Source organism: Streptomyces sp. NPDC001530 (assembly GCF_042894545.1).
GTDB lineage: Bacteria > Actinomycetota > Actinomycetes > Streptomycetales > Streptomycetaceae > Streptomyces.
Genome location: NZ_JBIAVS010000005.1, coordinates 414,064 through 437,383, shown reverse-complemented (window position 1 = coordinate 437,383; position 23,320 = coordinate 414,064). Strand labels below are relative to the sequence as shown.

Annotated in this window: 21 protein-coding genes and 1 pseudogene; 11 read left to right on the top strand and 11 right to left on the bottom strand. The window is 70.0% G+C overall.

What is annotated here, in order from left to right; all coding sequences use genetic code 11:
• Positions 1–7 precede the first annotated feature (7 nt).
• From ACFY0T_RS12610 to ACFY0T_RS12600, 3 genes are all read left to right on the top strand, one after another.
• Entirely contained in the window at positions 8–697 is a 690-nt protein-coding gene (locus ACFY0T_RS12610) for a response regulator transcription factor (protein ID WP_388868102.1), read from the top strand.
• A 50-nt stretch (positions 698–747) separates the two neighbouring features.
• The gene (locus ACFY0T_RS12605) at positions 748–2,256 is read left to right on the top strand and encodes an ATP-binding protein (protein WP_388868098.1); all 1,509 of its coding nucleotides are present in this window, start codon (positions 748–750) and stop codon (positions 2,254–2,256) included.
• Between the two features lie 225 nt (positions 2,257–2,481).
• On the top strand, positions 2,482–4,461 hold the full coding sequence (locus ACFY0T_RS12600) for a sulfatase-like hydrolase/transferase (protein ID WP_388868096.1): 1,980 nt from the start codon (positions 2,482–2,484) through the stop codon (positions 4,459–4,461).
• A gap of 1 nt (position 4,462) precedes the next feature.
• Here ACFY0T_RS12600 and ACFY0T_RS12595 read toward each other — a convergent pair whose 3' ends face one another.
• From ACFY0T_RS12595 to ACFY0T_RS12580, 4 genes and pseudogenes are all read right to left on the bottom strand, one after another.
• Positions 4,463–4,864 (bottom strand): ATP-binding protein, encoded by a 402-nt coding sequence (locus tag ACFY0T_RS12595; protein ID WP_388868093.1) that lies wholly within the window; start codon positions 4,862–4,864, stop codon positions 4,463–4,465.
• Between the two features lie 102 nt (positions 4,865–4,966).
• A pseudogene (locus tag ACFY0T_RS12590) lies at positions 4,967–6,522 on the bottom strand (ABC transporter substrate-binding protein).
• 147 nt (positions 6,523–6,669) lie between these two features.
• Positions 6,670–7,959 (bottom strand): metallophosphoesterase, encoded by a 1,290-nt coding sequence (locus tag ACFY0T_RS12585; RefSeq protein WP_388868296.1) that lies wholly within the window; start codon positions 7,957–7,959, stop codon positions 6,670–6,672.
• A 187-nt stretch (positions 7,960–8,146) separates the two neighbouring features.
• Entirely contained in the window at positions 8,147–8,389 is a 243-nt protein-coding gene (locus tag ACFY0T_RS12580) for an SCO4848 family membrane protein (RefSeq protein WP_362021718.1), read from the bottom strand.
• Positions 8,390–8,564: 175 nt separating this feature from the next.
• On the opposite strand from ACFY0T_RS12580, the gene ACFY0T_RS12575 reads away from it, so the two are divergent.
• On the top strand, positions 8,565–9,869 hold the full coding sequence (locus ACFY0T_RS12575) for a D-alanyl-D-alanine carboxypeptidase family protein (protein WP_388868090.1): 1,305 nt from the start codon (positions 8,565–8,567) through the stop codon (positions 9,867–9,869).
• Here ACFY0T_RS12575 and ACFY0T_RS12570 read toward each other — a convergent pair.
• Genes ACFY0T_RS12570 through ACFY0T_RS12555 form a run of 4 tightly spaced genes read right to left on the bottom strand, consistent with a single transcriptional unit; the run spans position 9,823 to position 12,716 of the window.
• Positions 9,823–10,791, bottom strand: coding sequence for a YihY/virulence factor BrkB family protein (locus ACFY0T_RS12570; protein WP_388868087.1), 969 nt, complete (start codon positions 10,789–10,791; stop codon positions 9,823–9,825). The genes ACFY0T_RS12575 and ACFY0T_RS12570 overlap by 47 nt on opposite strands.
• Positions 10,779–11,213, bottom strand: a complete 435-nt coding sequence (locus ACFY0T_RS12565) for a GtrA family protein (protein WP_388868294.1) — start codon at positions 11,211–11,213, stop codon at positions 10,779–10,781. Before ACFY0T_RS12565 ends, ACFY0T_RS12570 begins: the two co-directional genes overlap by 13 nt.
• A 35-nt stretch (positions 11,214–11,248) precedes the next feature.
• Positions 11,249–12,193: a decaprenyl-phosphate phosphoribosyltransferase gene (locus ACFY0T_RS12560; RefSeq protein ID WP_388868084.1), complete on the bottom strand. Its 945-nt coding sequence runs from the start codon at positions 12,191–12,193 to the stop codon at positions 11,249–11,251.
• Complete coding sequence (locus tag ACFY0T_RS12555) at positions 12,186–12,716, bottom strand: phosphatase PAP2 family protein (RefSeq protein WP_388868081.1); 531 nt, start codon at positions 12,714–12,716, stop codon at positions 12,186–12,188. Before ACFY0T_RS12555 ends, ACFY0T_RS12560 begins: the two co-directional genes overlap by 8 nt.
• A gap of 179 nt (positions 12,717–12,895) precedes the next feature.
• On the opposite strand from ACFY0T_RS12555, the gene ACFY0T_RS12550 reads away from it, so the two are divergent.
• Both ACFY0T_RS12550 and ACFY0T_RS12545 read left to right on the top strand, forming a co-directional pair.
• Positions 12,896–14,245, top strand: coding sequence for an FAD-binding protein (locus ACFY0T_RS12550; RefSeq protein WP_388868078.1), 1,350 nt, complete (start codon positions 12,896–12,898; stop codon positions 14,243–14,245).
• Positions 14,246–14,350: 105 nt separating this feature from the next.
• Positions 14,351–15,106: a decaprenylphospho-beta-D-erythro-pentofuranosid-2-ulose 2-reductase gene (locus ACFY0T_RS12545; protein WP_388868076.1), complete on the top strand. Its 756-nt coding sequence runs from the start codon at positions 14,351–14,353 to the stop codon at positions 15,104–15,106.
• Positions 15,107–15,165: 59 nt separating this feature from the next.
• Here the strand turns inward: ACFY0T_RS12545 and ACFY0T_RS12540 are convergent, their stop codons facing one another.
• Positions 15,166–15,747: a 2'-5' RNA ligase family protein gene (locus tag ACFY0T_RS12540; RefSeq protein ID WP_388868073.1), complete on the bottom strand. Its 582-nt coding sequence runs from the start codon at positions 15,745–15,747 to the stop codon at positions 15,166–15,168.
• A 230-nt stretch (positions 15,748–15,977) separates the two neighbouring features.
• Positions 15,978–16,991 carry a tryptophan--tRNA ligase gene (trpS, locus tag ACFY0T_RS12535; protein WP_388868070.1) on the bottom strand — a complete coding sequence of 338 codons (1,014 nt, stop codon included), beginning with the start codon at positions 16,989–16,991 and terminating at the stop codon, positions 15,978–15,980.
• A 99-nt stretch (positions 16,992–17,090) separates the two neighbouring features.
• Here trpS and ACFY0T_RS12530 point away from each other — a divergent pair, with 99 nt between their 5' ends.
• The 4 genes from ACFY0T_RS12530 (at position 17,091) to ACFY0T_RS12515 (ending at position 20,245) form a co-directional block, all read left to right on the top strand.
• Positions 17,091–17,705 (top strand): RNA polymerase sigma factor, encoded by a 615-nt coding sequence (locus tag ACFY0T_RS12530; RefSeq protein ID WP_388868067.1) that lies wholly within the window; start codon positions 17,091–17,093, stop codon positions 17,703–17,705.
• Between the two features lies 1 nt (position 17,706).
• The gene (locus ACFY0T_RS12525) at positions 17,707–18,573 is read left to right on the top strand and encodes a hypothetical protein (protein ID WP_388868291.1); all 867 of its coding nucleotides are present in this window, start codon (positions 17,707–17,709) and stop codon (positions 18,571–18,573) included.
• Positions 18,574–18,742: 169 nt separating this feature from the next.
• Positions 18,743–19,420 (top strand): hypothetical protein, encoded by a 678-nt coding sequence (locus tag ACFY0T_RS12520; protein WP_388868064.1) that lies wholly within the window; start codon positions 18,743–18,745, stop codon positions 19,418–19,420.
• 111 nt (positions 19,421–19,531) lie between these two features.
• Entirely contained in the window at positions 19,532–20,245 is a 714-nt protein-coding gene (locus tag ACFY0T_RS12515; RefSeq protein WP_388868061.1) for a hypothetical protein, read from the top strand.
• A gap of 28 nt (positions 20,246–20,273) precedes the next feature.
• Here the strand turns inward: ACFY0T_RS12515 and ACFY0T_RS12510 are convergent, their stop codons facing one another.
• Positions 20,274–21,719, bottom strand: coding sequence for a glycine hydroxymethyltransferase (locus ACFY0T_RS12510; protein WP_388868058.1), 1,446 nt, complete (start codon positions 21,717–21,719; stop codon positions 20,274–20,276).
• A gap of 371 nt (positions 21,720–22,090) precedes the next feature.
• Between ACFY0T_RS12510 and rocD the strand changes: the two genes are divergently transcribed.
• Complete coding sequence (gene rocD / locus ACFY0T_RS12505) at positions 22,091–23,305, top strand: ornithine--oxo-acid transaminase (protein ID WP_388868054.1); 1,215 nt, start codon at positions 22,091–22,093, stop codon at positions 23,303–23,305.
• Positions 23,306–23,320: the final 15 nt, after the last annotated feature.

The window sequence follows — 23,320 nt, the reverse complement described above, 5'->3', positions numbered from 1 at the left end:
TGGGGGCATGACCGGTCACGAGGGAGCCACCGTTCTCGTCGTCGAGGACGAGCCGAGCATCGCGGACGTCCTGGCCATCGCGCTGCGCTACCACCGTTTCGAGGTGATGACCGCGGGCACCGTCCGCGAGGCGCTCACGCTCGCCGACCGCACGCGCCCCGACGCGGCTTTGCTGGACGTGATGCTGCCGGACGGCGACGGCCGGGCGCTCGGGCGTGAACTGCGGGCGCGACAGCCGGACCTGGCGATCGTCTTCCTCACCGCGCGGGACGCTCCCGCCGAGATCGTGGGCGCGCTCGGCTTCGGCGACGACTACATCACCAAGCCGTTCAACATCGACGAGGTGGTCGCCCGGATCACGGCCGTCCTGCGCCGCACGCGCCCCGACGACGTCCTGCCGCAGCGCCCTCCCCTGCGGTACGGCGACCTGGAGCTGGACGAGACGACGTACAGCGTCCACCGCGCGGGCCGCACGGTGGAGCTCACCCCCACCGAGTACGCCCTGCTGCGCTTCCTGGTCCGCAACGGCGGGCGGATCGTGCCGAAGGAGCAGCTCCTGCGCCACGTATGGCAGTACGAGCACTCGGCCGAGTCGACCGTCGTGGAGACGTACATCAGCTATCTGCGGCGCAAGCTCGAACCGCTGGGACCGCCGGTGATCCAGACCCGGCGGGGCGTCGGGTACGGGCTGGCGTGAAGGTCCGGGAACGCATGAAGATGCCCCCTCGCATGAGGATCCCGACGCGCATGAGGCTCCCGGCGCGCTGGAAGATCCCGGTTCGCAGGAAGCTGCCGGCTCGCGGCAAGCTCTCGGCTCACGGGCAACTCCGGGCCCCACGCTGCCGGCACGGCATCCACTCGCTGCGCGGCCAGCTGACGCTCGCCAACGTGGGGCTGCTGGCCCTGGGCATCATCGTGGCGACCGCCGTGAGCCTGATGGGCATGCGGCACTATCTGCTCGATCAGGTCGACACCGAGCTCGCCCAGACGCGGGAGTCGCTGAACAGTTCCCGGCTCACGATGCAGCAGATCGACTCACTGAGCGCCCTGGCGTTCGTACGCGACCGGATGCTGCCCGCCACGGACGAGTCGCCGAAGCCGGACTCGATCTTCGCGGCGGTCGGCGGGAACGGAAAGGCCGTTGCCGTAGCCGGCTTCAAACCGACCGCCACCCAGCGCGCCCTCGCCGTCGCGGTGGACGACCCGCGCGCGCTCGTCGCCGACAGCGAACCGCACGACGTCACCGTGCACGGCGCCGCCTACCGGGCGACCGGGGTACGGCTCGCCGACGGCACATACGTCCTGCTCGCCACCTCGACCGACGCGCTGCACAGGGGCATCGCGAAGGCGCTCAGGCTCGATGTGACCATCGGGACCCTGCTGTTGGCGCTGCTCGCCTGCCTGACGATGTTCAGCGTGCGCCGCCGGATGCGGCCGCTGGAGGACATGGTGGAGACCTCGTCGGCGATCGCCGAGGGGGATCTGACCCGGCGCGTGCCCTCCAGTCACCATCCGACCCAGGAGGTCGAGCAGCTGCGACTCGCCCTCAACTCCATGCTCCACCAGGTCGAGTCGGCGTACCGGACCCGCGAGCGCAGCGCGGCCCAGCTGCGCCGCTTCGTCGGCGACGCCTCGCACGAGCTGCGCACGCCCCTGTCGGCGATACGCGGCTATCTCCAGCTGTACGAGAAGGGGATGCTGACCGATCCGGCCGAGCGCAAGCGGGCCTGGGACCGGATGAACGCCGAGGCCGACCGCATGGGCCGGCTCGTGGACGAGCTGCTCACCCTGGCCCGCCTCGACCAGCGCCCCGAACTCCGCCTCAGGAACGTCGACTTGAGCCGCCTGGTGCGGGACGCGGCCGAGGATCTGCGGGCCCAGCAGCCAGGGCGCCCGGTGACCGTGGGCGCCGACGGCACGCTGCTCGTGCGGGCCGACGAGTCGGGGCTACGGCAGGTGCTCGGCAACCTCGTGGGCAACGTACGCACCCATACGCCCACCGAAGTGCCGGTGCGGCTAGGCCTGGAGCGCGCGGACGGTGTCGTACGGCTGTGTGTCGCGGACGAGGGTCCTGGGCTCGCGGAGGACGACGCGGCGCGTATCTTCGACCGGTTCTTCCGGGCGGGCGGTGGCGCGGGCAGCGGGCTCGGCATGGCGATCGTGCACGGCGTGGTGACGGCGCACGGGGGCGAGGTGGCGGTGCGGACGGCACCGGGCGAGGGGCTGGCGGTGACGGTGACACTTCCGGCGCGGTGACGTTCGCCCCTACCCTGCGGTGACGCTCGCGCTTCCGCCGCGGTAACGCTCGCCCTTCCGCCACGGTGACCTGCTAGAACGGACTTGGGCAGAAGCTGACCAGGACGATTGAACACGGGGCAGCACGGCGCCGTACACAGATTCAGGTACAGATGAAGGCGGCCCCGACGTCCCCAGCCTGGTCCGCCGCGCCACCACCGGGCTTCGCACGGAAGGACCTCCGGGTTGTCGTTCAACACGAGCTCTCAACAGCTGCCGAAGACGGACGAGGAGCCTCCGGAGAAGGGCCTTGTGCCGGAGCCTCCGGTGGAGGGGACGGCATCAGAGCCTCAGCGGGAGGAGCCCGCACCGGAGCCTTCCTCGGACACCGATCCGGGCGACGGCGAAGCCCCGCCGGAAGCCACCTCCGCTGACACCGAGGCCCCGCCCAAAGCCGCCCCCGCTGACACCGAGGCCCCGCCCAAAGCCGCCCCCGCTGACACCGAGGCCCTGCCCGAAGCCACCCCCAGTGAAGCTGAAGCCCCCGTCCCCGTCCCCGCCCGTGGCCGGCGGCGCTGGCGCGGCTGGCGGGAGAGGTACCCCGTCGCGGCCCGCACCCTGACGTGGACCATCACCGTCCTGGCCGCCGCGCTCGTGCTGTTCGCGCTGCTCATGCCGAACAAGCGGGACGACTTCCGGCCCGCCGAGTTCGTCCGTATCCCGGTGGAGGCGATCTTCGGCGCCGCCCTGCTGATCGTCCTGCCGCGCAAGCCGCGGATCGTCGTGGCGGCGCTCGCCGGGCTGAGCCTCGGCGCGCTGACCGTCCTGAACTTCCTCGACATCGGCTTCAACGAATACCTCGGGCGTGGTTTCAACGTCGTCCTCGACTGGACGCTGTTCAGCGACGCGCAGGCGTACCTCCAGGACACCATGGGCAAGAACGGCGCGCTCGGCATCGCGGCCCTCGTCGTGCTGATCGTGATCGCCGTGCTCGCGCTGATGACGCTGTCGGTCGTCCGGCTGGGCAACCTGCTGGCCCGGCACACCGAGGCGGCGACGCGTACGACGCTGGTGATGGCGATCGTCTGGGTCACCTGCGCGGCGCTCGGCGTGCAGTTCACCGGCGTACCGATCGCCTCCGAACACACCACGCTGGTCCTCCAGGACCGTGCCAAGCGGGTGCGGGACACGATCCGCGACGAGGCCGCGTTCGCGAAGATCGCCAAGAAGGACGCCTTCGCCAACACTCCGCCGGACCAGCTGCTGACGGGGCTGCGCGGCAAGGACATGATGATCACGTTCATCGAGAGCTACGGCCGCAGCGCCATCGAGGACCCGGTCATGGCGCCGGGCGTCGACGCGACCCTCACCGCCGAGAACGAGAAGCTGACCCAGGCCGGGTTCGCGGCGAAGAGCGGGTGGCTCACGTCGGCGACGTACGGCGGAAGCAGCTGGCTGGGTCACTCCACCTTCATGTCGGGCCTGTGGATCAACAACCAGCAGCGCTACCGCACCGTCACCGCGGGCGACCACCTGACCCTCTCCGGCGCCTTCAAGAAGACGGGCGCCTGGGACACGGTCGGGGTCATGCCGGGCGTCCAGAAGGCCTGGCCGGAGCAGCACTTCTACGACATCGACAAGCTCTACGACTCCCACGACCTCGGCTACAAGGGCCCGAAGTTCAGCTGGTCCACCATGCCCGACCAGTACGCGCTGACCGCGTTCGAGCGCCTCGTGCACAGCAAGAAGCACGACAAGCCGCTGATGTCGACGATCATCCTGACCTCCAGCCACCAGCCCTGGGCGCCGATCCCCAAGACGGTCCCCCAGGACCAGGTCGGCGACGGCTCGATCTACGACGCCATCGAGAAGGCCGGCAAGAAGCCCGGCGACATCATCACCGACTCCACCAAGTCGAAGCAGGGGTACGGCAAGTCCATCCAGTACTCGGTGACCAGCCTCATCGACTACCTGGTGAAGTACGGCAACAAGAACACCGTGCTCATCTTTCTCGGCGACCACCAGCCCATCGCCCGGGTCAGCGGCAACCACGCCAGCCGTGATGTGCCGGTCTCGATCGTCGCCAAGGACCCGAAGGTGCTCGACAAGATCGCCGACTGGGGCTGGACGGACGGCCTGCGGCCCGAGCACAACGCCCCGGTCTGGAAGATGAGCGCGTTCCGCGACCGCTTCCTGACGGCGTACGGCTCCACGCCCAACCCGTGACTCAGGTGTCCGCGGCCACCAGCGCCCACACCGTCTTCCCGTAGCGCCCCCGGCTCCACACCCCCCACGCCACGGCGATGTTCTCCACCAGGTGGAGCCCGCGGCCGGTCTCCTCCCAGTCGGCGACCGGCCGTAGTCGGGGCTCGGCGAGGCCCTCGTCGGAGACCTCGATGAAGCAGGAGCCGTCGGCGAGGGCGGTCACCGCGACCTCGAACTCCCTTTCAAGGAGGGGCCCGTGGCGCACCACGTTGGTCGCCAGCTCGGAGACGAGAAGCACGACGTCCTCAAGGGCCGGATCGTCGGAGTTGTGACCCCAATCGGCCAGATGGTCCCGCACCCGGCGACGGGCGAGACCGACGGACGCCGGGTGCCGGGGCAGCCGGAAGGAGTTCCGTCTCACCACATCCGCTCCTCACCCCGCACACACCTCCGACACATGGTGCTGCGTTGGGCGAGAGCGCGATGTCACTGGGGTGGCGTCAACCCCGCGAGATCACGTCAGTTGTCATATCCAGCTCAGCCGCCAGAGGCGGAAGACACCGGTCCCGTCCGACAGATACTGACCGCCCCCGACGTCCTCACTGCTGATGACATACTCCTTGCGGTGCCACAGGGGAATCAGCGGAACATCCTGAGCCACGACCTCCTGCAACTGCCGGAAGGAGTCGGCCGCGCGGCTGCGGTCCCCGGACTGCTGAGTGGCCAGAATCAGCCGGTCGACCGCCTTGTTGCTGTAGCCGTTCTTCATGCTGTTGCCGGTGCCGACGAGCGGGGCGCTGAAGGTGTCCGGGTCGGGATAGTCGGCCACCCAGCCGACGGTCCACGCATCCAACTGGCCCTCGGCGTACCGCTTCTGGAAGGCGGTCCACTCGTACCCCTTGGTCGCCACCTTGAACAGCCCGCTCGCCTCCAGCTGACGCTTCAGCTCGGCGGCCTCCTGCGCCGCGGCGCCCCGCCCCTCGGCGTATCCGTACGTGAAGCGGACCGGAATCCGCACCCCGGCCTCGGTCAGCAGGGCCCGTGCCTTCTTCGCGTCGGGCTTGGGATAGTTGTCGAAGAACGACGTCGAATGCCCCGTGATACCCGCCGGAATCAGCCCGTACAACGGATCGGTGGTCCCCTTGTACGTCTGGCTGACCAACTCCTCGCGGTTGACGAGCGCGGCGATGGCCTGCCGCACCCGCCGGTCGTGCAGCGGCGAGTGCGCCCGCACGTTGAGCACGAGATTGCGGGTCTCGGCGCTGTCGGGCTCCGTGACGCGCTGCGTCGGGTCGCTCGGCGAGAGGTCGGCGAGCATCGCGGGCGGCAGCTGACGGGCGGCGACGTCGAACTTCTTGGCCTTCCAACCGGCTTCCAGCGCCTGCGAGTCGGCGTAGTAGCGCAGCACGATGGGCCGGCCGGTCTCCTCGACGGCGCCCTCGTAGTGCGGGTTGGCCGCGAGGACGGCCCGCTTGTTCTTCGTATACGTCTTCAGTACGTACAGTCCGGTGCCGTCGACGCCGGTGTCGGTGCGCAGGGTGCGCTTCGGATACCGCGTGTGGTCCACGATCGAGCCGGCACCGGTCGCCACTTGAACGGAAACGTGGCGTCGGGCGAGGACAGATGAAAGGTGACGGTCAGCCCACTGGCATCCACCGAGCCGAGTGTGGCGAAGAGAGACACGGGCCCCACCTCGGAATTGATGCGCTTGACCCGCGCGAACGAATACTTCACATCCTCGGCGGTCATCTTCCGCCCGCTCGGAAAGGTCAGATCGTCGCGCAACGTACAGCGGTACGTCTGCAGCCCACCGCCCACGAAGTCGCAGCTCTTCGCCCCGTCCGGCACGGGGGCGGCGCCGCCCGGCTCGAACGTCAGCAGCGACTGGAACACATTGCTGAACAGCGCCCAGGAACCGGCGTCGTACGCACCCGCCGGATCGAGCGACGTCACGGCATCCGTCGTCCCGACCGTAATGGTCCGATTGCTGTTCTCCTTGGCCGGCAGCAACTGCCAGCCCCCCACACCCACGCCCGCCAGCACGAGCAGCGTCGCGAGAATCCGTAGGCGAACCGATCGCATCGGTGCCCCTCCCCAGGCCCACCGCACGTCACTCCCCTAGTGACGCGGATCGCCTAACCACAGGAGTTTCAGCCGAGGAAAGAGGCGCCTGGAAACTAAATCAGGGCGACCCAAACAACTATTTCAAGCCTGTTTCACAGCGAACTCTCAGGCTTCCCGCGAGGCCAGCTCCACGACCGTGATGTCCGAGGGAGCACCCACCCGCGTAGGCGGCCCCCAGGCCCCCGCGCCGCGGGACACGTACAACTGCGTGTCCCCGTACCGCTCCAGCCCGGCCAGCGTCGGATTGGCGGCATCAGCAACAAAGTTCCCCGGCCACAATTGCCCCCCATGCGTGTGCCCGGACAACTGAAGATCGACCCCATACCGCACGGCCTCATGAATCTGCACCGGCTGATGCGCAAGCAGCACACACGCCCGCGCCGTATCCCGATCCCCGAGCGCCTTCCCGAAGTCGGGCCCCTGTCCCTCGCTCTCCCCCTGTACGTCATTCACACCCGCGAGATCGAATCCAGGCAACTCGGTACGCGCGTTCTCCAGCGGATGAATCCCCAGCTCCCGCACTTCCCGGACCCACTGCGCGGCCCCGGAGAAGTACTCGTGATTACCCGTGACGAAGTAAGAACCGTGCCGCGCCCGCAGCCGAGCAAGCGGCGCGGCGGCGGGCCCAAGATCCTTCACACTGCCGTCGACCAGATCACCAACAACAGCAATGAGATCGGGCTGGGTCGAATTGACAATATCCACGACCTTCTGCGCGAAGCCGCGCCCGAGCACCGGCCCAAGGTGAATATCGCTGACAACAGCAATCCGAAACCCATGAGCCGACCGCGGCAGCTTGGCCAAGGGCACGGTGACCCGCTTCACCGCGGGCCCACGCAGAACGCCGTACGTGCCGTACCCCACCGTCCCGACAGCGGCAGCCGCGGCAGCACCACCCACCACCCGCGAGACGAAGAGCCGCCGCGAGGGCCCTTCACCCCATGGGGGACGGCCCGCACCCGCCGATCCGACCGAAGGGGACGCGCCGGAACGTCCGCCTGCAGCGGATGGCGCGTCAACGCCGGCCTCTTGGAGCCCGACCGATTCCGCGCCAGACCGAGGACGGATGCTCCGGCGCGTCCCCGACTCACCCACTTCGGCAGGCGCAGCCGACCCGACAGCTGCATCCGACCCGACAGCCGCACCCGAGACGGCGGGCGCACCCGAGACGGCAGACGCACCCGAGACGGCAGACGCACCCGAGACGGCAGGAGCATCCGAACCGCCCGCCCGCCGCTCCACAACCTTCCGTACGACCGGCCGTACGAGCTCCCCCACGACCAACGCCAGCACCAGATAGATCGCCAGCGCCATCCACAGAAACCCGGGCCACGCCAGCATCCGCTGAACCCAGAACGGCGCCCCCGCCCGCTCACTCGCGACGGCACCGAACATCAACAGCGGCCCAGCGACAAAGAGCACCGTGCCCGCACTGCGCAGGAGCCCGGGCCGGGACGTCGTGTCCCGCACCAGCCGACGCCACGCATACCAGTGCAACGCACAGAACGCGGCCAGCACAGCCACACCCACCAGCACGAACACAACGACCACGACGCCGTATCCCCCGTCAGCCGAATCCCTGTTATGACGTCTGGCGCAAAGCACGCACCCCGCGCAACCCGATCACGCCGACGACCGTCCCCAAGACAAAGGACACGACGGCGAGCGTCAGGTGCACCCAGAAGTACGCCGTCGGATCGCCCGCGTCGTCGAACGCGAGCCCGCTGCCGTCCTTCCACAGGTTCTTGACGAAAGTGATCCAGATGACCCAGCTCCACACCCCGAAGGCGAGCAGGAACCAGGACACGGGGCGGCTGAGCTTCATGGGTCCAGTATCGCTGTCGCCGACCGGGCCCCGGCGCCGGGGTGGGGAGAGCGGGGGGACTTCCCGACGGGCCGATGAGATTCCCCGACGGGCCGAGGGGACTTCCCAACGGGCCGAGGTGACTTCCCGACGGGCTGATGGGACTTCCCGACCCACGCCCTGTACTTTCTCGACCGTGCCCGCCACCAAAAAGATCGGCAAGCGATCCTTGCTGGTCACTTCCGCCACCCTGTTGTCCCTTTCGCTCACCGCCCCCGCGTTCGCGGACACGAGCCCGACAGCCACCCCCTCGGCAACCCCGACAGGGACATCGGCAACCCCATCGGGGACCCCGTCAGCGACTCCCCCGGCGAACATGTCGACCGTCGGCGGCGAACGACTCGGCCAGGCCGGCACCCAGGTGAACCTCGGCACCGGCGCCCCGGTGCTGCCCAAGGACCTCACCGCACGCTCCTGGATCGTCGCGGACGCGGAGTCCGGCGACGTCCTGGCCGCCCACAACGCGCACTGGCGGCTGCCCCCGGCGAGCACCCTGAAGATGCTGTTCGCCGACACGGTGCTGCCGAAGTTCCCGAAGACCACCAAGCACAAGGTGGTCCCCTCCGACCTGGCAGGCATCGGCTCGGGCTCCAGCATGGTGGGGATAAAGGAGAACGAGACCTACACGGTCCACGACCTGTGGCTCGGCGTCTTCCTTCGTTCCGGCAACGACGCCGTACATGTGCTGTCGCAGATGAACGACGGCATCGACCAGACGGTCAAGGACATGCAGGCACACGCCGATGAACTCCAGGCCCTCGACACGCACGTGGTCAGCCCGGACGGCTACGACGCGCAGGGCCAGGTGTCGTCGGCGTACGACCTGACCCTGTTCGCCCGCTCGGGGCTGCAGAAGAAGGACTTCCGGGAGTACTGCTCGACGGTGCGGGCCAAATTCCCGGGCGAAACGATAAAGACCAAAAAGGGCAAGAAAACCCGCGAATCCTTCGAGATCCAGAACACCAACCGACTCCTGACCGGCGACAGCGACATCTCCACATACCAGGGCATCGCGGGCATCAAGAACGGCAACACCACCAACGCGGGCGCCACCTTCACGGGTGTCGCGGAGCGCAACGGCAAGGTGCTGCTCGTCACGGTCATGAACCCGGAGAAGAACGAGCACAACGAGGTCTACAAGGAGACCGCCCGGCTCTTCGACTGGGGCTTCCAGGCAGCGGACAAGGTCGAACCGGTGGGTGAGCTGGTGCCGCCGAAGGGCGTCGACACCAGCGCGCAGCCGGGCGCGAACGCCTCCAGCCCCGGCGCGGGCAAGGCGTCCACGAAGCCGGTGGCGGCCGCCTCCGACGCGCAGGGTGGTTCGAGCGGCATCGGCATCGCGCTGGGCATCACGGGCGGCTTCCTCGCCCTGCTCGCGGCGGGTGTCTTCCTGATCAACCGCCGCTGGCCGCTGCCGGATCTGATGCGCCGCCGTCGCTGACGACGGGGTCCTCCGTGCCCCCCGCGCCCCCCTCGTCCCCCTCGCCCTCCGTACCCTCCGCATCCTCCGCCGACTCATCGCTCTGCGTCGCCGTCCAAGCGGCGCAGAACAACAGCAGTTTCACGGTGAAGTTGATCCACAGCAGCACGGCGATCGGCACCCCGAAGGCCCCGTACATGCTCTTCGACGCGACACCCCGCATATAGCCGCTGAGCAGCAGCTTGAGCAGCTCGAACCCGACGGCGCCGATCAGCGCGGCGACGATCAGCCGACGCCGCGGCGGCTGGACGCCGGGCAGCAGCGTGAGGACGTACAGCAGGAGCAGGAAGTCGGCGAGTACGGCGACGGCGATCGCGGCAACCTGCAGCACCACGCTCCCCCAGCCGTACTCGTCGATGCCGAGCTGCCGGGCCGTCCAGCCCACCAGCGAGGACGCGACGGCGGAGGCGGCGATGGTGACGAGCACGGCGCCGCCGAACCCGACGAGTACGCCGCCGTCCTTGAGCTTGCGCAGCAAGGGGTTCTCCTCGCTGTCGGGCAGCTCCCAGACCGCACGCAGGCACTCCCGCATCGAGCCGACCCAGCCGATGCCGGTGAACAGCAGGACGGCGCCCGCGATGACGCCGATCGTGCCGGCGTTCTGGACGAGGTCTTCGATGTTCAGCCGGTCGGAGATGCCCGGCACCTGCTCGGCGAGCTTGTCCTGGAGTTCCTTTTGCTGGCTGGTGCTGAGCGTGGCGGCGGCGATCGCGGCGGCGAGGGTCAGCAGCGGGAAGAGCGCCACGAAGCTGATGAAGGTCATCGCCGCGGCGAGCCGTGTCCACTTCACCCGGTCCAGACGCTCGTACGACCGCCACGCGTGCGTGGCCATCAGGCGGGTGACCAAGGGCCCCACACCGGGAAGCTTTTTCAGCCAGTCCATGATCCGATTCTGCCCTCGTCTCGCTTACCTCGAACGCCTCGGAAAACCAACGTCCGGGTACCCCAAAAACGCAGGACAGTGGCGAGCGCCATGCCGATTCCGGCGCCCGAGACGGTGTCCGCGCGCTGCGAGGTGAACCCGAGGCCGTAGTGGCTGACGGCGATGCACAGCAGCTGGACGAGGGCGCCCGCGATGTTCACCGCGAAGAAGATCGCGTACTGGCGCGGGCCGCGGGTGGCTGTGTGCCGGTAGGTGCCGAGCGCGTTGCCCGCGTACGCCACCGAGCAGCCCGCCACGAAGCTCAGCGCCTTGGCGGTCAGCGGGTCGAGCCCCACAGGGCCGCGCAGCCAGACGAAGAGGCCGAGGTCGGCGGCGTAGGCGAGGATTCCGGCGGTGGCGAAGCCGAGGAGTTCCTGCGCCATCGGCCGCTGCACGAGGCTCAGCCGCTGCACGAGGCTCACCAGTTCGCCACGGCGAGGCCGTACATCGTGAGCCACACCAGCCCGATGAGCGCGAGCGCGCGGTCGCGCAGGACCACGTCCTCGGGTTCGCCCGCCGTGCCCCGGTCGGCGAAGACGGCGTACCGCAGGATGGCCAGGATGAAGGCGACCATCGACAGCTGCCGCCACGGCAGCACGCTCGTGTGCGGCACGCCGCCCTCTTCCAGGGCCCACAGGCAGTAGCCAAGGACGGAGACCCCGGCGGCCAGCTGCCAGACGAAACGCAGATAGCCGGTGGTGTATTCGGTGAGCAACGCGCGCGTGGCGCCCGCTTTCTCGGCCATCTGCACGGCCTCGGAGTACCGCTTCGCGGAGACCATGAACAGCGCCCCGAAGCCGGTGGTGATCAGGAACCAGCGCGAGAGCGGGATGCCGAGGGCGAGACCGCCGATCATCGCGCGCATCAGGAATCCGGTCGTCACGACGACGAGGTCCACGACCAGGACGTGCTTGAGGCTGACGCAGTACGCCAGTTGCATGCCGATGTACGCGGTCAGCAGCGCGGCGACGGCCGGCGAGCAGAGCAGGGCGGCGGCGGTCGGCGCGAGAACCGCGAGGGCGCCCCCCATGGCGTACGCGACCGGCACGGGGACCTGGCCCGCGGCGACCGGGCGGTGGCGCTTGACCGGGTGGGCGCGGTCGGCGGCGGCGTCCCGGGCGTCGTTGACCAGGTAGACGGCGGCGGCACACGCCGTGAACAGCGTGAAGACGAGCGCGAGTTGGGTGAGCGCGTGCCGGGAGAAGAGCTGCCCCGCGGCGGCCGGGGCGGCCACGACCAGCACGTTCTTCACCCACTGGCGGGGGCGGGCGGTCTTCAGCAGGCCCCGGGCGAGGCCGGTGAGGCCCTTCGCGGGCGCCGGTGCGGCCGGTGAGCGCTCCAGGACCGCCGTCCGCTCAGTCATGCCCCACCCCGACCCAGCGGGCGCCCAGACGGGCCGTCAGGGCCCCCAAGGCGGCACCGGCGGCGACGTCCGAGGGGTAGTGGACGCCGACGACGATGCGCGAGACGCACATCGCGGCGGCGAGCGGGGGGATCACGTGGGCGCCGAGCGCGCCGTACGCGACCGCCGCGGCCGCCGCGGACGTGGCGTGCGAGCTCGGGAAGGAGTGCCGTCCGGCCGTGCGTACCAACGGCACCACGTGCGCGGGGCGCGGGCGGCGCACGATCCGTTTCACCCCCATGCTGGCGAGGTGCGCGGTGGTGGTGAGCGCCGTCGCGCGCAACCAAGCACCGCGCCGCTCACGGTCGACGGCCGCCCCGGCGAGCCCCGCCGCGAGCCACAACGCGCCGTGCTCCCCGCTCCAGGACAGGGCGCGCGCGACGGCCGCCACCCGCGGATCCATGCCGCACTCATGGACTGCCGACAGCAGTCGACGGTCCACGTCATCGAGCCGACGGTCCATGCCGTCAAGCCGTCGATCCATGTCGTCAGGGTCGTCAAGGTCGTCCATGCGATCTCACTCTTCTAGGGAGTGGCCGCAGAATTACGGCAATCTAGGACGACATCCCATTAATCACCCATTTCGGTGAGGAGCCGTGAGGCTCGGGGTGATTGGGGTGTTATGCACCATTACCGGCATTGACCGGCGCTACGGTCACGGTCATGCCTGCCGACACCGTCTCCGTCACGGGTTGGGGCCGCACCGCCCCGACCACCGCCCGTCTGATCCGCCCGCGCACGTACGAGGAGGCGGCGGCCGCGGTCCGGACGTGCGGGACGCGCGGAGGCATCGCCCGGGGCCTCGGACGGGCCTACGGGGACGCCGCGCAGAACGCCGGCGGGGCCGTGCTCGACATGACGGGACTGGACCGGATCCACGCGATCGACGTGGACGGCGGCACCGTCCTGTGCGACGCGGGGGTGTCCCTGCACCGGCTCATGGAAGTCCTGCTCCCCCTCGGCTGGTTCGTGCCGGTCACACCCGGGACCCGCTATGTGACCGTCGGCGGCGCGATCGGCGCGGACATCCACGGCAAGAACCACCATGTGTCGGGCTCGTTCGCCCGGCACGTCCTCTCCTTCGAGCTGCTCACCGCGGACGGCGAGATCCATACGGTCGGCCGCGGCACGCCCCTCTTCGACGCCACGGCGGGCGGCATGGGCCTGACCGGCGTGATCCTCACGGCGACCGTCCGGCTCCAGCCCGTCGAGACCTCGCTGATGTCCGTCGACACCGAACGCGCGGCGGACCTGGACGACTTGATGGCCCGCCTCACCGCCACGGACCACCGCTACCGGTACTCGGTCGCCTGGATCGACCTGCTCGCGCGCGGGACGTCGATGGGGCGCTCGGTGCTGACCCGCGGCGATCACGCGCCGCTGGACGCCCTGCCTCCACGCGCGCGTAGACACCCCTTGACGTTCCGTCCCGCGCGGTTCCCCTCCGCGCCCGTCTTCGTCCCGGAGGGACTCCTGGGGCGTACGACCGTGGGCCTCTTCAATGAGCTCTGGTACCGGAAGGCACCACGCGCGCGTGCCGGTGAACTGCAGAAGATCCCGACCTTCTTCCATCCCCTCGACGGGGTGCCGCACTGGAACCGCGTCTACGGGCGGGGCGGCTTCGTCCAGTACCAGTTCGTCGTCCCCTACGGGCACGAGGAGGCCCTGCGCCGGATCGTGCAGCTCATCTCCGAACGCCGGTGCCCGTCCTTCCTCGCGGTACTGAAGCGCTTCGGAGAGGGCGATCCGGGCTGGCTGTCCTTCCCCATGCCCGGCTGGACCCTCGCCCTGGACATCCCCGCGAACCTGACCGGGCTCGGCGCCTTCCTCGACGACCTGGACGAGGAGGTGGCGGGCGCGGACGGCCGCGTCTATCTGGCGAAGGACTCCCGGCTGCGGCCGGAGCTGCTGGCCGGGATGTATCCGCGGCTGGCCGAATTCCGGAAGCTGCGCGCCGAGTTGGACCCGCGTGGCGTGTTCACGTCGGACCTGTCCCGGCGCCTGAGTCTGTGATGTCGCGGCCCCTTGTCTGATGTCACGTCCCCCTAAGAGCGCGGTTTTTGTCACGCCCCCCTAAGAGCGCGGTTTTGTTTTTCGGCCCCCAGGAGTGTGGTTTTCATGAAGGACGCCTTCGGTATCCCCCAGTCCCTGCTGATCCTCGGCGGCACGTCCGAGATCGCGCTGGCCACCGCGCGCCGCCTGGTCATCCGGCGCACACGCACGGTGTGGCTCGCGGGACGGCCCTCGCCCGCCCTGGAGCAAGCCGCCGAGCAGCTGCGCGCGATGGGCGCGGACGCCCGTACCCTCGCCTTCGACGCCCTCGACCCCGCATCCCACGAGACCGTGCTCGGCAAGGTCTTCGCGGACGGCGACGTCGACATGGTGCTGCTGGCGTTCGGCGTGCTCGGCGACCAGGCGCGCGACGAGAAGGAGCCCGCGCAGGCGGTACGGGTCGCGCAGACCAACTACACGGGCGCGGTGTCGGCCGGTCTGGTGTGCGCACGGGCGCTCCAGGCGCAGGGGCACGGCTCCCTGGTGGTGCTCTCCTCGGTCGCCGGCGAGCGCGCCCGCCGGGCCAACTTCATCTACGGCTCCAGCAAGGCGGGCCTGGACGCCTTTGCGCAGGGCCTGGGCGACGCGCTGCACGGCACGGGCGTGCACGTGATGGTCGTACGCCCCGGATTCGTCCGTACGAAGATGACGGCGGGCCTGCCGCAGGCACCGCTGTCCACCACCCCGGAGGCGGTCGCGACGGCCGTGGAGACGGGGCTGCGACGCCGGTCGGAGACGGTGTGGGTGCCGGGGGCGCTGCGGCTGGTGATGTCGGCGCTGCGGCACGTACCGCGACCGGTGTTCCGGCGGCTGCCGATCTGACGTTCCGCCGACGCGTCGTGCCGCCAGTTCGTGCCGACGGATGGTGCCGGCAGGACGTCCTAACGGGTCGGCAGTGTGGTGTCCCGCTCGGGCGCGCTCGCCTGTGGGGGCACCACCGCGCCGCGGAAGGCGAACTCGCGCAGCTTGCGCCAGACGCCGTCCGCGCCCTGTTCGTAGAGCGCGAACCCTGCGCAGGGCCACTCGGCCTCGTACCCGGACAGCTCCGCGTAGGCCCGGTCCATCGCCTCGTCGTCGATGCCGTGCGCCACCGTGACGTGCGGGTGGTAGGGGAACTGCAGCTCGCGCGCGACGGGCCCGGACGCGTCCCGGACCTGCTTCTGGAGCCAGGCGCAGGCCTCGGCGCCCTCGACGACCTGTACGAACACGACGGGCGACAGCGGGCGGAAGGTGCCCGTGCCGGACAGCCGCATCGGGAAGGGGCGCCCGGCGGCCGCGACCTCGATGAGATGCGCCTCGATCGCGGGCAGCGCCGAGTCGTCCACCTCCGTCGGCGGCAGCAGCGTGACGTGCGTGGGGATGCCGGAAGCCGCGGGGTCGCCGAAGCCCGCGCGCCGCTCCTGGAGCAGGCTGCCGTGAGGCTCCGGGACCGCGATCGACACGCCGATCGTTACGGTCCCCACGTCGTCTCCTGTCGTTGTTCGATGGTCCGGTGGTCCGCTGTTTCCGCGCGGGCAGGGGTGGCTGTCCTGCCTGTTCGGCTATCGACTGTACGGCGGTGCGGCCCGCTGTCGGCGGTCGTACGAGTGTCGCGCTCGTCTCGTACTGACTGCCGAACGGGCTGTGGTATTGGGTGCCGTACCGCTGCCGTACGACAGCGGTGTCGCTGTCAGTGCGGCAGTGGCCTCGGCGGTCAGTGCTTGGCGGGCAGGAAGCCGACCTTGTCGTACGCCTGGGAGAGCGTCTCCGCGGCGACGGCACGCGCCTTCTCGGCGCCCTTGGCCAGGATCGAGTCGAGCGTCTCCGGGTCGTCCAGATACTGCTGGGTGCGCTCCCGGAACGGCGTCACGAAGTCGACCATGACCTCGGCGAGGTCCGTCTTGAGCGCACCGTAGCCCTTGCCTGTGTACTTCTGCTCCAGTTCCGCGATACCGGTGCCGGTGAGGGTCGAGTAGATGGTCAGCAGGTTGCTGATACCCGGTTTCTGCTCCGCGTCATACCTGATGACGGTGTCCGTGTCGGTGACCGCGCTCTTGACCTTCTTGGCGGTCGTCTTCGGATCGTCGAGAAGGTTGATGAGGCCCTTCGGCGTCGACGCCGACTTGCTCATCTTGATCGTCGGGTCCTGAAGATCGAAGATCTTCGCCGTCTCCTTGAGGATGTACGGCTTCGGGACCGTGAACGTCTGGCCGAAGCGGCCGTTGAAGCGCTCGGCAAGGTCGCGCGTGAGCTCGATGTGCTGACGCTGGTCCTCACCGACCGGGACCTCGTTGGCCTGGTACAGCAGGATGTCCGCGACCTGCAGGATCGGGTACGTGAAGAGGCCGACGCTCGCGCGGTCGGCGCCCTGCTTGGCGGACTTGTCCTTGAACTGCGTCATGCGGGACGCCTCGCCGAAGCCGGTGAGGCAGTTCATGATCCAGGCCAGCTGGGCGTGCTCGGGGACATGGCTCTGCACGAAGAGCGTGCAGCGCTCCGGGTCGAGACCGGCGGCGAGCAGCTGCGCGGCGGCGAGCCGGGTGTTGGCGCGCAGGTCCGCGGGGTCCTGCGGAAGGGTGATCGCGTGCAGGTCGACGACCATGTAGAACGCGTCGTGGGACTCCTGCAGAGCCACCCACTGGCGGACGGCGCCCAGGTAGTTGCCGAGGTGGAACGAGCCTGCGGTGGGCTGGATTCCGGAGAGCACGCGGGGACGATCAGAGGCCATGGGCCCATTCTCTCAGGTGCGGGGGCCGGGTCCGGAACTGGTCGGAAACAGATGTGACACAGGTGGGAACCGATCGGCCCCGAGCGGTGTAGCAAGAGTGTGAGGACGCGGGAGGGGGGCCGCATCGTCGTCGACGAGGCCGTGGTGATCGCACGCGTACGCGCCGGTGAGCCGGAGGCGTACGCGGAGCTGGTCCGTGCCCACACGGGCATCGCGATCAGGGCGGCCCGGGCGCTGGGGGCGGGTGCGGACGCGGAGGACGTGGTGCAGCAGGCCTTCATCAAGGCGTACTGCTCGCTGGGGCGCTTCCGGGACGGCGCGGCGTTCAAGCCGTGGCTGCTCTCGATCGTCGCAAATGAGACGAGGAACACAGTGCGGACGGCGGTGCGCCAGCGGACGCTGGCCGGCCGGGAGGCCGCGTTCGCGGAGGCGGAGCCGCTGATACCGGAATCGGCGGACCCGGCCGTCGCGGCGCTGGAGATAGAGCGTCGCGCGGCACTGCTGGCCGCCCTGGAGCAGCTGAGCGAGGAGCACCGCCTCGTCGTCACCTACCGCTATCTCCTGGAGATGGACGAACCGGAGACGGCCCAGGCCCTGGGCTGGCCACGCGGCACGGTGAAGTCCCGCCTCAACCGCGCCCTGCGCAAGCTCGGCCGACTGCTGCCGGATTTCGAACCCGGGGAGCCTCGGGAAGGAGGTGATGAGCATGAGTGACATGAGCGGGTCGTACGAGGGGGGAGGCGCGGAGCCCTCCGGCGACCGGGGGCGGGGTGCCCGCGAGGGTGTCTCGCGGCTGCCCGAGGAGCTGCGGGCGCTCGGGCGGTCGCTGGACGGCCCGGGTGGCGACGGCAACGAGTCGATGGTCGAGCGGGTGCTGGAGCAGATACTCGCCGAGAGGATGCCGGTCCCGGTCGCCGAGCCGCCGGGACCCGGCGAGCGGCTCCGGTCGGTGCGCCGCTGGGCGCGGATGCGCTGGCGCGCGCTGACCGCGGGCCTGTGCGGTGTGCTGACCGTCCTCGTGCTCACGCCTCCGGTGCGCGCCGCGGTGGTCGACTGGTTCGGCTTCGGCGGAGTCGAGGTGCGGTACGACCCGTCGGCGATGCCCTCGCCCGGGGCCCAGGTGCCCGGGTGCGGCCCTTCGCTGACGCCGGCGGAGGCCGAGCGGCGGGCCGGGTTCGCGCCGCTCGTGCCCGACGCCCTCGGGGCGCCGGACGCGGTGACGGTGACGCGCGAGCCGAAGGGGCGGCTCCTGATGAGCCTGTGCTGGCGCGAGCACGGACAGACAGTCCGGCTGGACGAGTATCCGGCGCGCCTGGACATCGGTTTCGCCAAGACGGTGCGGGAGCCGCCGGAGTGGGTGTCGCTGGGCGGAGACGAGGAGTACGGCAATCCGGCGCTGTGGTTTCCGAAGCCGCACCTGTTGAGCTTCTGGCTGATCGACGCGGACGGCGACCGCTTCACCCGCTCCGAGCGGACCGCGGGGCCCACGCTGCTGTGGATGCACGACGGTGACGTGACCCTCCGGCTCGAGGCAGTGGCCTCGAAGGCGCGGGCGGTGGAGATCGCGAAGTCGCTGAAGTAGTCGGAGAAGCTGAAGTAGTCGGAGAAGTCGTCGGACATGAGGCCGTCGGACCAGCCGGAAAATTGGTCGGCGCCATGTGGGAACCCCGACCGGTCGAGCGGTGTACCAGAAGTGACACACGGCGTGCGGGCGGGCTGCACGTGGATCGACCGGCTGGTTGGGGGTTCGGATGCGCAGACTTCGTGAACTGCTCGCGGTGATGGGGGCGTTGGCGGTGGCCTTCGTGGCGGTGCTGCTGGGGGCGCCGTCCGCGATGGCCGGTGGCCCGACAAGCGTGCTGGTGGTCTCACCGGAGAGCGCGGAGAGCGCGTCGCTGTACTACTCGGACAAGGAGTACGAGGAGTTGACGCGACTGCTGGGCGAGCCGGGCGCGGGCACCCGAGAGGAGCCGCCGGGACTGGGCGCGGCGGCCGGACATCAGCTCAATGTCACATGGCTGGTCCATGACGTATCGCCATGGCGGGTCGACCGCGTGTATCCGGACTCACCGCGGAGCAAAGACGTCTGGATACACACGACGACCGACCTGCCGAGCATGAACGGCTACTGGCACAAGGCCGAACACCCGGCCCAGGTGCGGGCGTTGTTCAAGAAGCTCGGCGTCCTGGGCAAGCCGTCGTCCGAGGGCGGCGGGGGAATCCTCCCGGCCCCCTTGCAGACGCCGGATGACTCCGGCACCACACCCACACCCACCGAACAGCCGCGCACGACGACGGCCGCCCGTGCCACGACCGACAACGGCACCGACTGGTGGTGGGCGATACCGGGCGCGGCGGCCGGGGCCCTGCTGGCCCGAGTACGGCTGCCTCGCAAGGGGGAGCCTCGGCAGGAGTTGCTGGACGCGTGAGTGCGGGCCATACGAGGGGACTGATGGCGGGGGGACATGTGAGGTGCGGGCCATAAGGGGGGACGGATGACGAGGGGGGACGCATGAGGGGGCGGGCATGAGGGGGGTCGGATGAAGCTTCACGTCAGACGGGCGAGGGCGAGGTTATCGCTTCTGTGTCTGGCTTCCGGGGCGCTTGCGCTGGTCGCGCTCGGCACACCAGGGGCCCACGCCTCGACGGGCACCACCCTGTACGCACGGGCCGACACACCAGATCTGGCCCTGGTCGTCGCCGGTGACACGGGGCGGACAACCACCCTGCGCTCGGGAGAACAGGATTTCGTACGGCTCTGGCGGCTGCTGTCGCCCAAGTACACGGGGACCGAGACGGTGCCCGAGGCCTGGGTGGCGGGCCGCTTCCCCAAGGTGCGGGCCACGGTGATCTGGGGGCTGACCGGCGTCGGCGGCTGGCCGCAGACCAACAGCGCGCCCGGCGGCGATGTCGCCATCGAGCGCCAGGACCAGGTGTTCCTCGCGGCGGACGGCACGCCCTGGGTGCGGTCGGATCCCTCGCCCGACGTGGAGGACGACGACATCCGCTGGCATCGGGCACCGCTCTCGGTGTTCGAGCAGTTGGAGGAGCAGGGGAGGCTGTTCGGCTCCGGAAGCGCGTCGGTGGCTGTCTCGAAACCGGATGCGGCGCGGCGTGCAGGGTGGGCGATACCCGGGCTGGCGGCGGGCCTGGCCCTAGGCGCCGGTGGCGCCCTCCTGATACGCCGCGCGGCGGCCCGGCGTGAAGCTGCCGGACCGCCGCGGGAACCACGACAGGAGCTGATCGACTTGTAGCCCCGGTGAGGTGGGGGTGCTGGGTGCGTCAGCCGAGGTCGATCTCCGGGTAGAGCGGGAAGGGGGCGAGCAGGTCGGTGGCGCGGTGGGAGATCTCGTCGGAGATCTTCGGGTCCAGGACGTGCTGGGCCTTGGACGGGCTGCCCTTGGCGGTGGTGCCGGGCTCGGCGGCGGTGAGGACGCGGTCGATCAGACCGGCGATCTCGTCCATCTCGGCCGTGCCCAGACCACGGGTGGTCAGCGCGGGCGTGCCGATGCGGATGCCGGAGGTGTACCAGGCGCCGTTGGGGTCGGCGGGGATGGCGTTGCGGTTGGTGACGATGCCCGAGTCGAGCAGGGCGGACTCGGCCTGGCGGCCGGTGAGGCCGTAGGAGGAGGCGACGTCGATCAGGTTGAGGTGGTTGTCGGTGCCGCCGGTGACCAGCGTGGCGCCGCGGCGCATCAGGCCCTCGGCGAGGGCGCGGGAGTTGTCGACGACGGCCTGGGCGTAGTCGCGGAACTCGGGGCGGCGGGCCTCGGCGAGCGCGACGGCCTTGGCGGCCATGACATGGGGAAGGGGGCCACCGAGGACCATCGGGCAGCCGCGGTCGACCTGCTCGGCGAGGGTCTCGTCGCACAGCACCATGCCGCCGCGCGGGCCGCGCAGTGACTTGTGCGTGGTGGTGGTGACGATCTGGGCGTGCGGGACGGGGTCGAAGTCGCCGGTGAGGACCTTGCCGGCGACCAGGCCCGCGAAGTGGGCCATGTCGACCATGAGCGTGGCACCGACCTCGTCGGCGATCTCGCGCATGATGCGGAAGTTCACCAGACGGGGGTAGGCGGAGTAGCCGGCGACGATGATCAGCGGCTTGAACTCACGGGCGGAGGTGCGCAGGGCCTCGTAGTCGATGAGGCCGGTGGCGGGGTCGGTGCCGTAGGAGCGCTGGTCGAACATCTTGCCGGAGATGTTCGGGCGGAAGCCGTGGGTGAGGTGGCCGCCGGCGTCCAGGGACATGCCGAGCATGCGCTGGTTGCCGAAGGCCTGGCGCAGCTCGGCCCAGTCGGCCTCGGAGAGGTCGTTGACGTTGCGGACGCCGGCCCGCTCCAGGGCGGGGGCCTCGACGCGGGCGGCGAGGACGGCCCAGAAGGCGACGAGGTTGGCGTCGATTCCGGAGTGCGGCTGGGCGTAGGCGTGCTCGGCGCCGAAGAGTTCGCGGGCGTGTTCGGCGGCGAGGGCTTCGACGGTGTCGACGTTGCGACAGCCGGCGTAGAAGCGGCGGCCGATGGTGCCCTCGGCGTACTTGTCGCTGAACCAGTTGCCCATGGCCAGGAGGGTGGCCGGGGAGGCGTAGTTCTCCGACGCGATCAGCTTGAGCATGTCGCGCTGGTCGGCGAGCTCCTGGCTGATGGCGTCGGCGACTCGGGGCTCCACGGCCCGGATCACCTCGAGGGCGTTGCGGAAGGCGGTGGACTCGGTGGAGAGGGGCTCTGGCATGACGGCCTCCGGACGTGGCGTTCAGCGTTCACGGGTCGGCCCAGGCGCACGGCACTCGGTTGCCGGGTCTCCTCGTGTGGACACTCCGGGCCCCTCGGCCGACCTGTCTTTCCGGCCGGGGGTCCGGGGTTGTCCCCCGGGAAAACGCGGCGTGGGGCCGCTCCCCGATGGTCGGTCCCATCCCAGCGCGCCAGTCACGGCCCCGCCGGTCAGCCTACCGGGCGCGCCGGATCGCCGGGTTCCCGAGTCCACCATGCGAGCGACGATAGGAAATGAGCCACAAGAGAAAACAGGCCACAAGCCACTCGTGGGCGCCGCTCCCCCGTGCTCGGGGACGCCCCTGGTGCCGCTCGTCAAGAAACGGAGATCCCGTGACCGCTAGGGAGACGACGCAGGCGTTCATCGCCGCGGCCGACGCGCACAGCGCGCACAACTACCACCCGCTGCCGGTCGTCGTGGCAACGGCGGACGGGGCCTGGATGACGGATGTCGAGGGACGCCGCTTCCTCGACATGCTGGCCGGATACTCGGCGCTGAATTTCGGACACGGCAACCGGCGGCTGCTCGACGCGGCGAAGGCGCAGTTGGAGCGGGTGACGCTGACGTCGCGGGCGTTCCATCACGACCGGTTCGCGGACTTCTGCCGGGAGCTGGCGGCGCTGTGCGGCATGGAGATGGTGCTGCCGATGAACACGGGCGCGGAGGCGGTGGAGACCGCGGTGAAGACGGCCCGGAAGTGGGGGTACCGGGTCAAGGGCGTCCCGGACGGGAGGGCGCGGATCGTCGTGGCGAGCGACAACTTCCACGGCCGTACGACGACGATCATCAGCTTCTCCACGGACGCGGAGGCGCGGGCGGACTTCGGGCCGTACACGCCGGGCTTCGACATCGTGCCGTATGGGGATCTGGCGGCGCTGCGGGAGGCGGTCACCGAGGAGACGGTCGCCGTGCTGTTGGAGCCGATCCAGGGCGAGGCGGGGGTGCTGGTGCCGCCGCCCGGTTATCTGGCGGGGGTACGGGAGCTGACCCGTGAGCGGAGCGTGCTGTTCATCGCGGACGAGATCCAGTCGGGGCTCGGCAGAACGGGGAAGACCTTCGCATGCGACCACGAGGGGGTCGTGCCGGATGTGTATGTGCTGGGCAAGGCGCTCGGCGGTGGGGTCGTACCCGTCTCGGCGGTGGTGTCGTCCCGTGAGGTGCTCGGGGTGTTCCGGCCCGGGGAGCACGGGTCGACGTTCGGCGGGAATCCGCTGGCCTGTGCGGTGGCGTTGGAGGTGATCGCGATGCTGCGGTCGGGCGAGTTCCAGCGGCGGGCCGCCGAGCTCGGCGAGCATCTGCACCACGAGCTGGGCCTGCTCACGGGCACGGGTCATGTCACCGAGGTGCGCGGGCGCGGGCTGTGGGCGGGCGTCGACATCGCCCCGGAGTACGGCACGGGACGGGAGATCTCCGAGAAGCTGATGGACCGGCGTGTCCTCGTCAAGGACACCCACGGCGTCACGATCCGGATCGCCCCGCCCCTGGTCATCAGCAAGGAGGACCTGGACTGGGGGCTCGCCCAACTCCGTGACGTACTGGGGGCCTAGAGGATGCCCTACCTG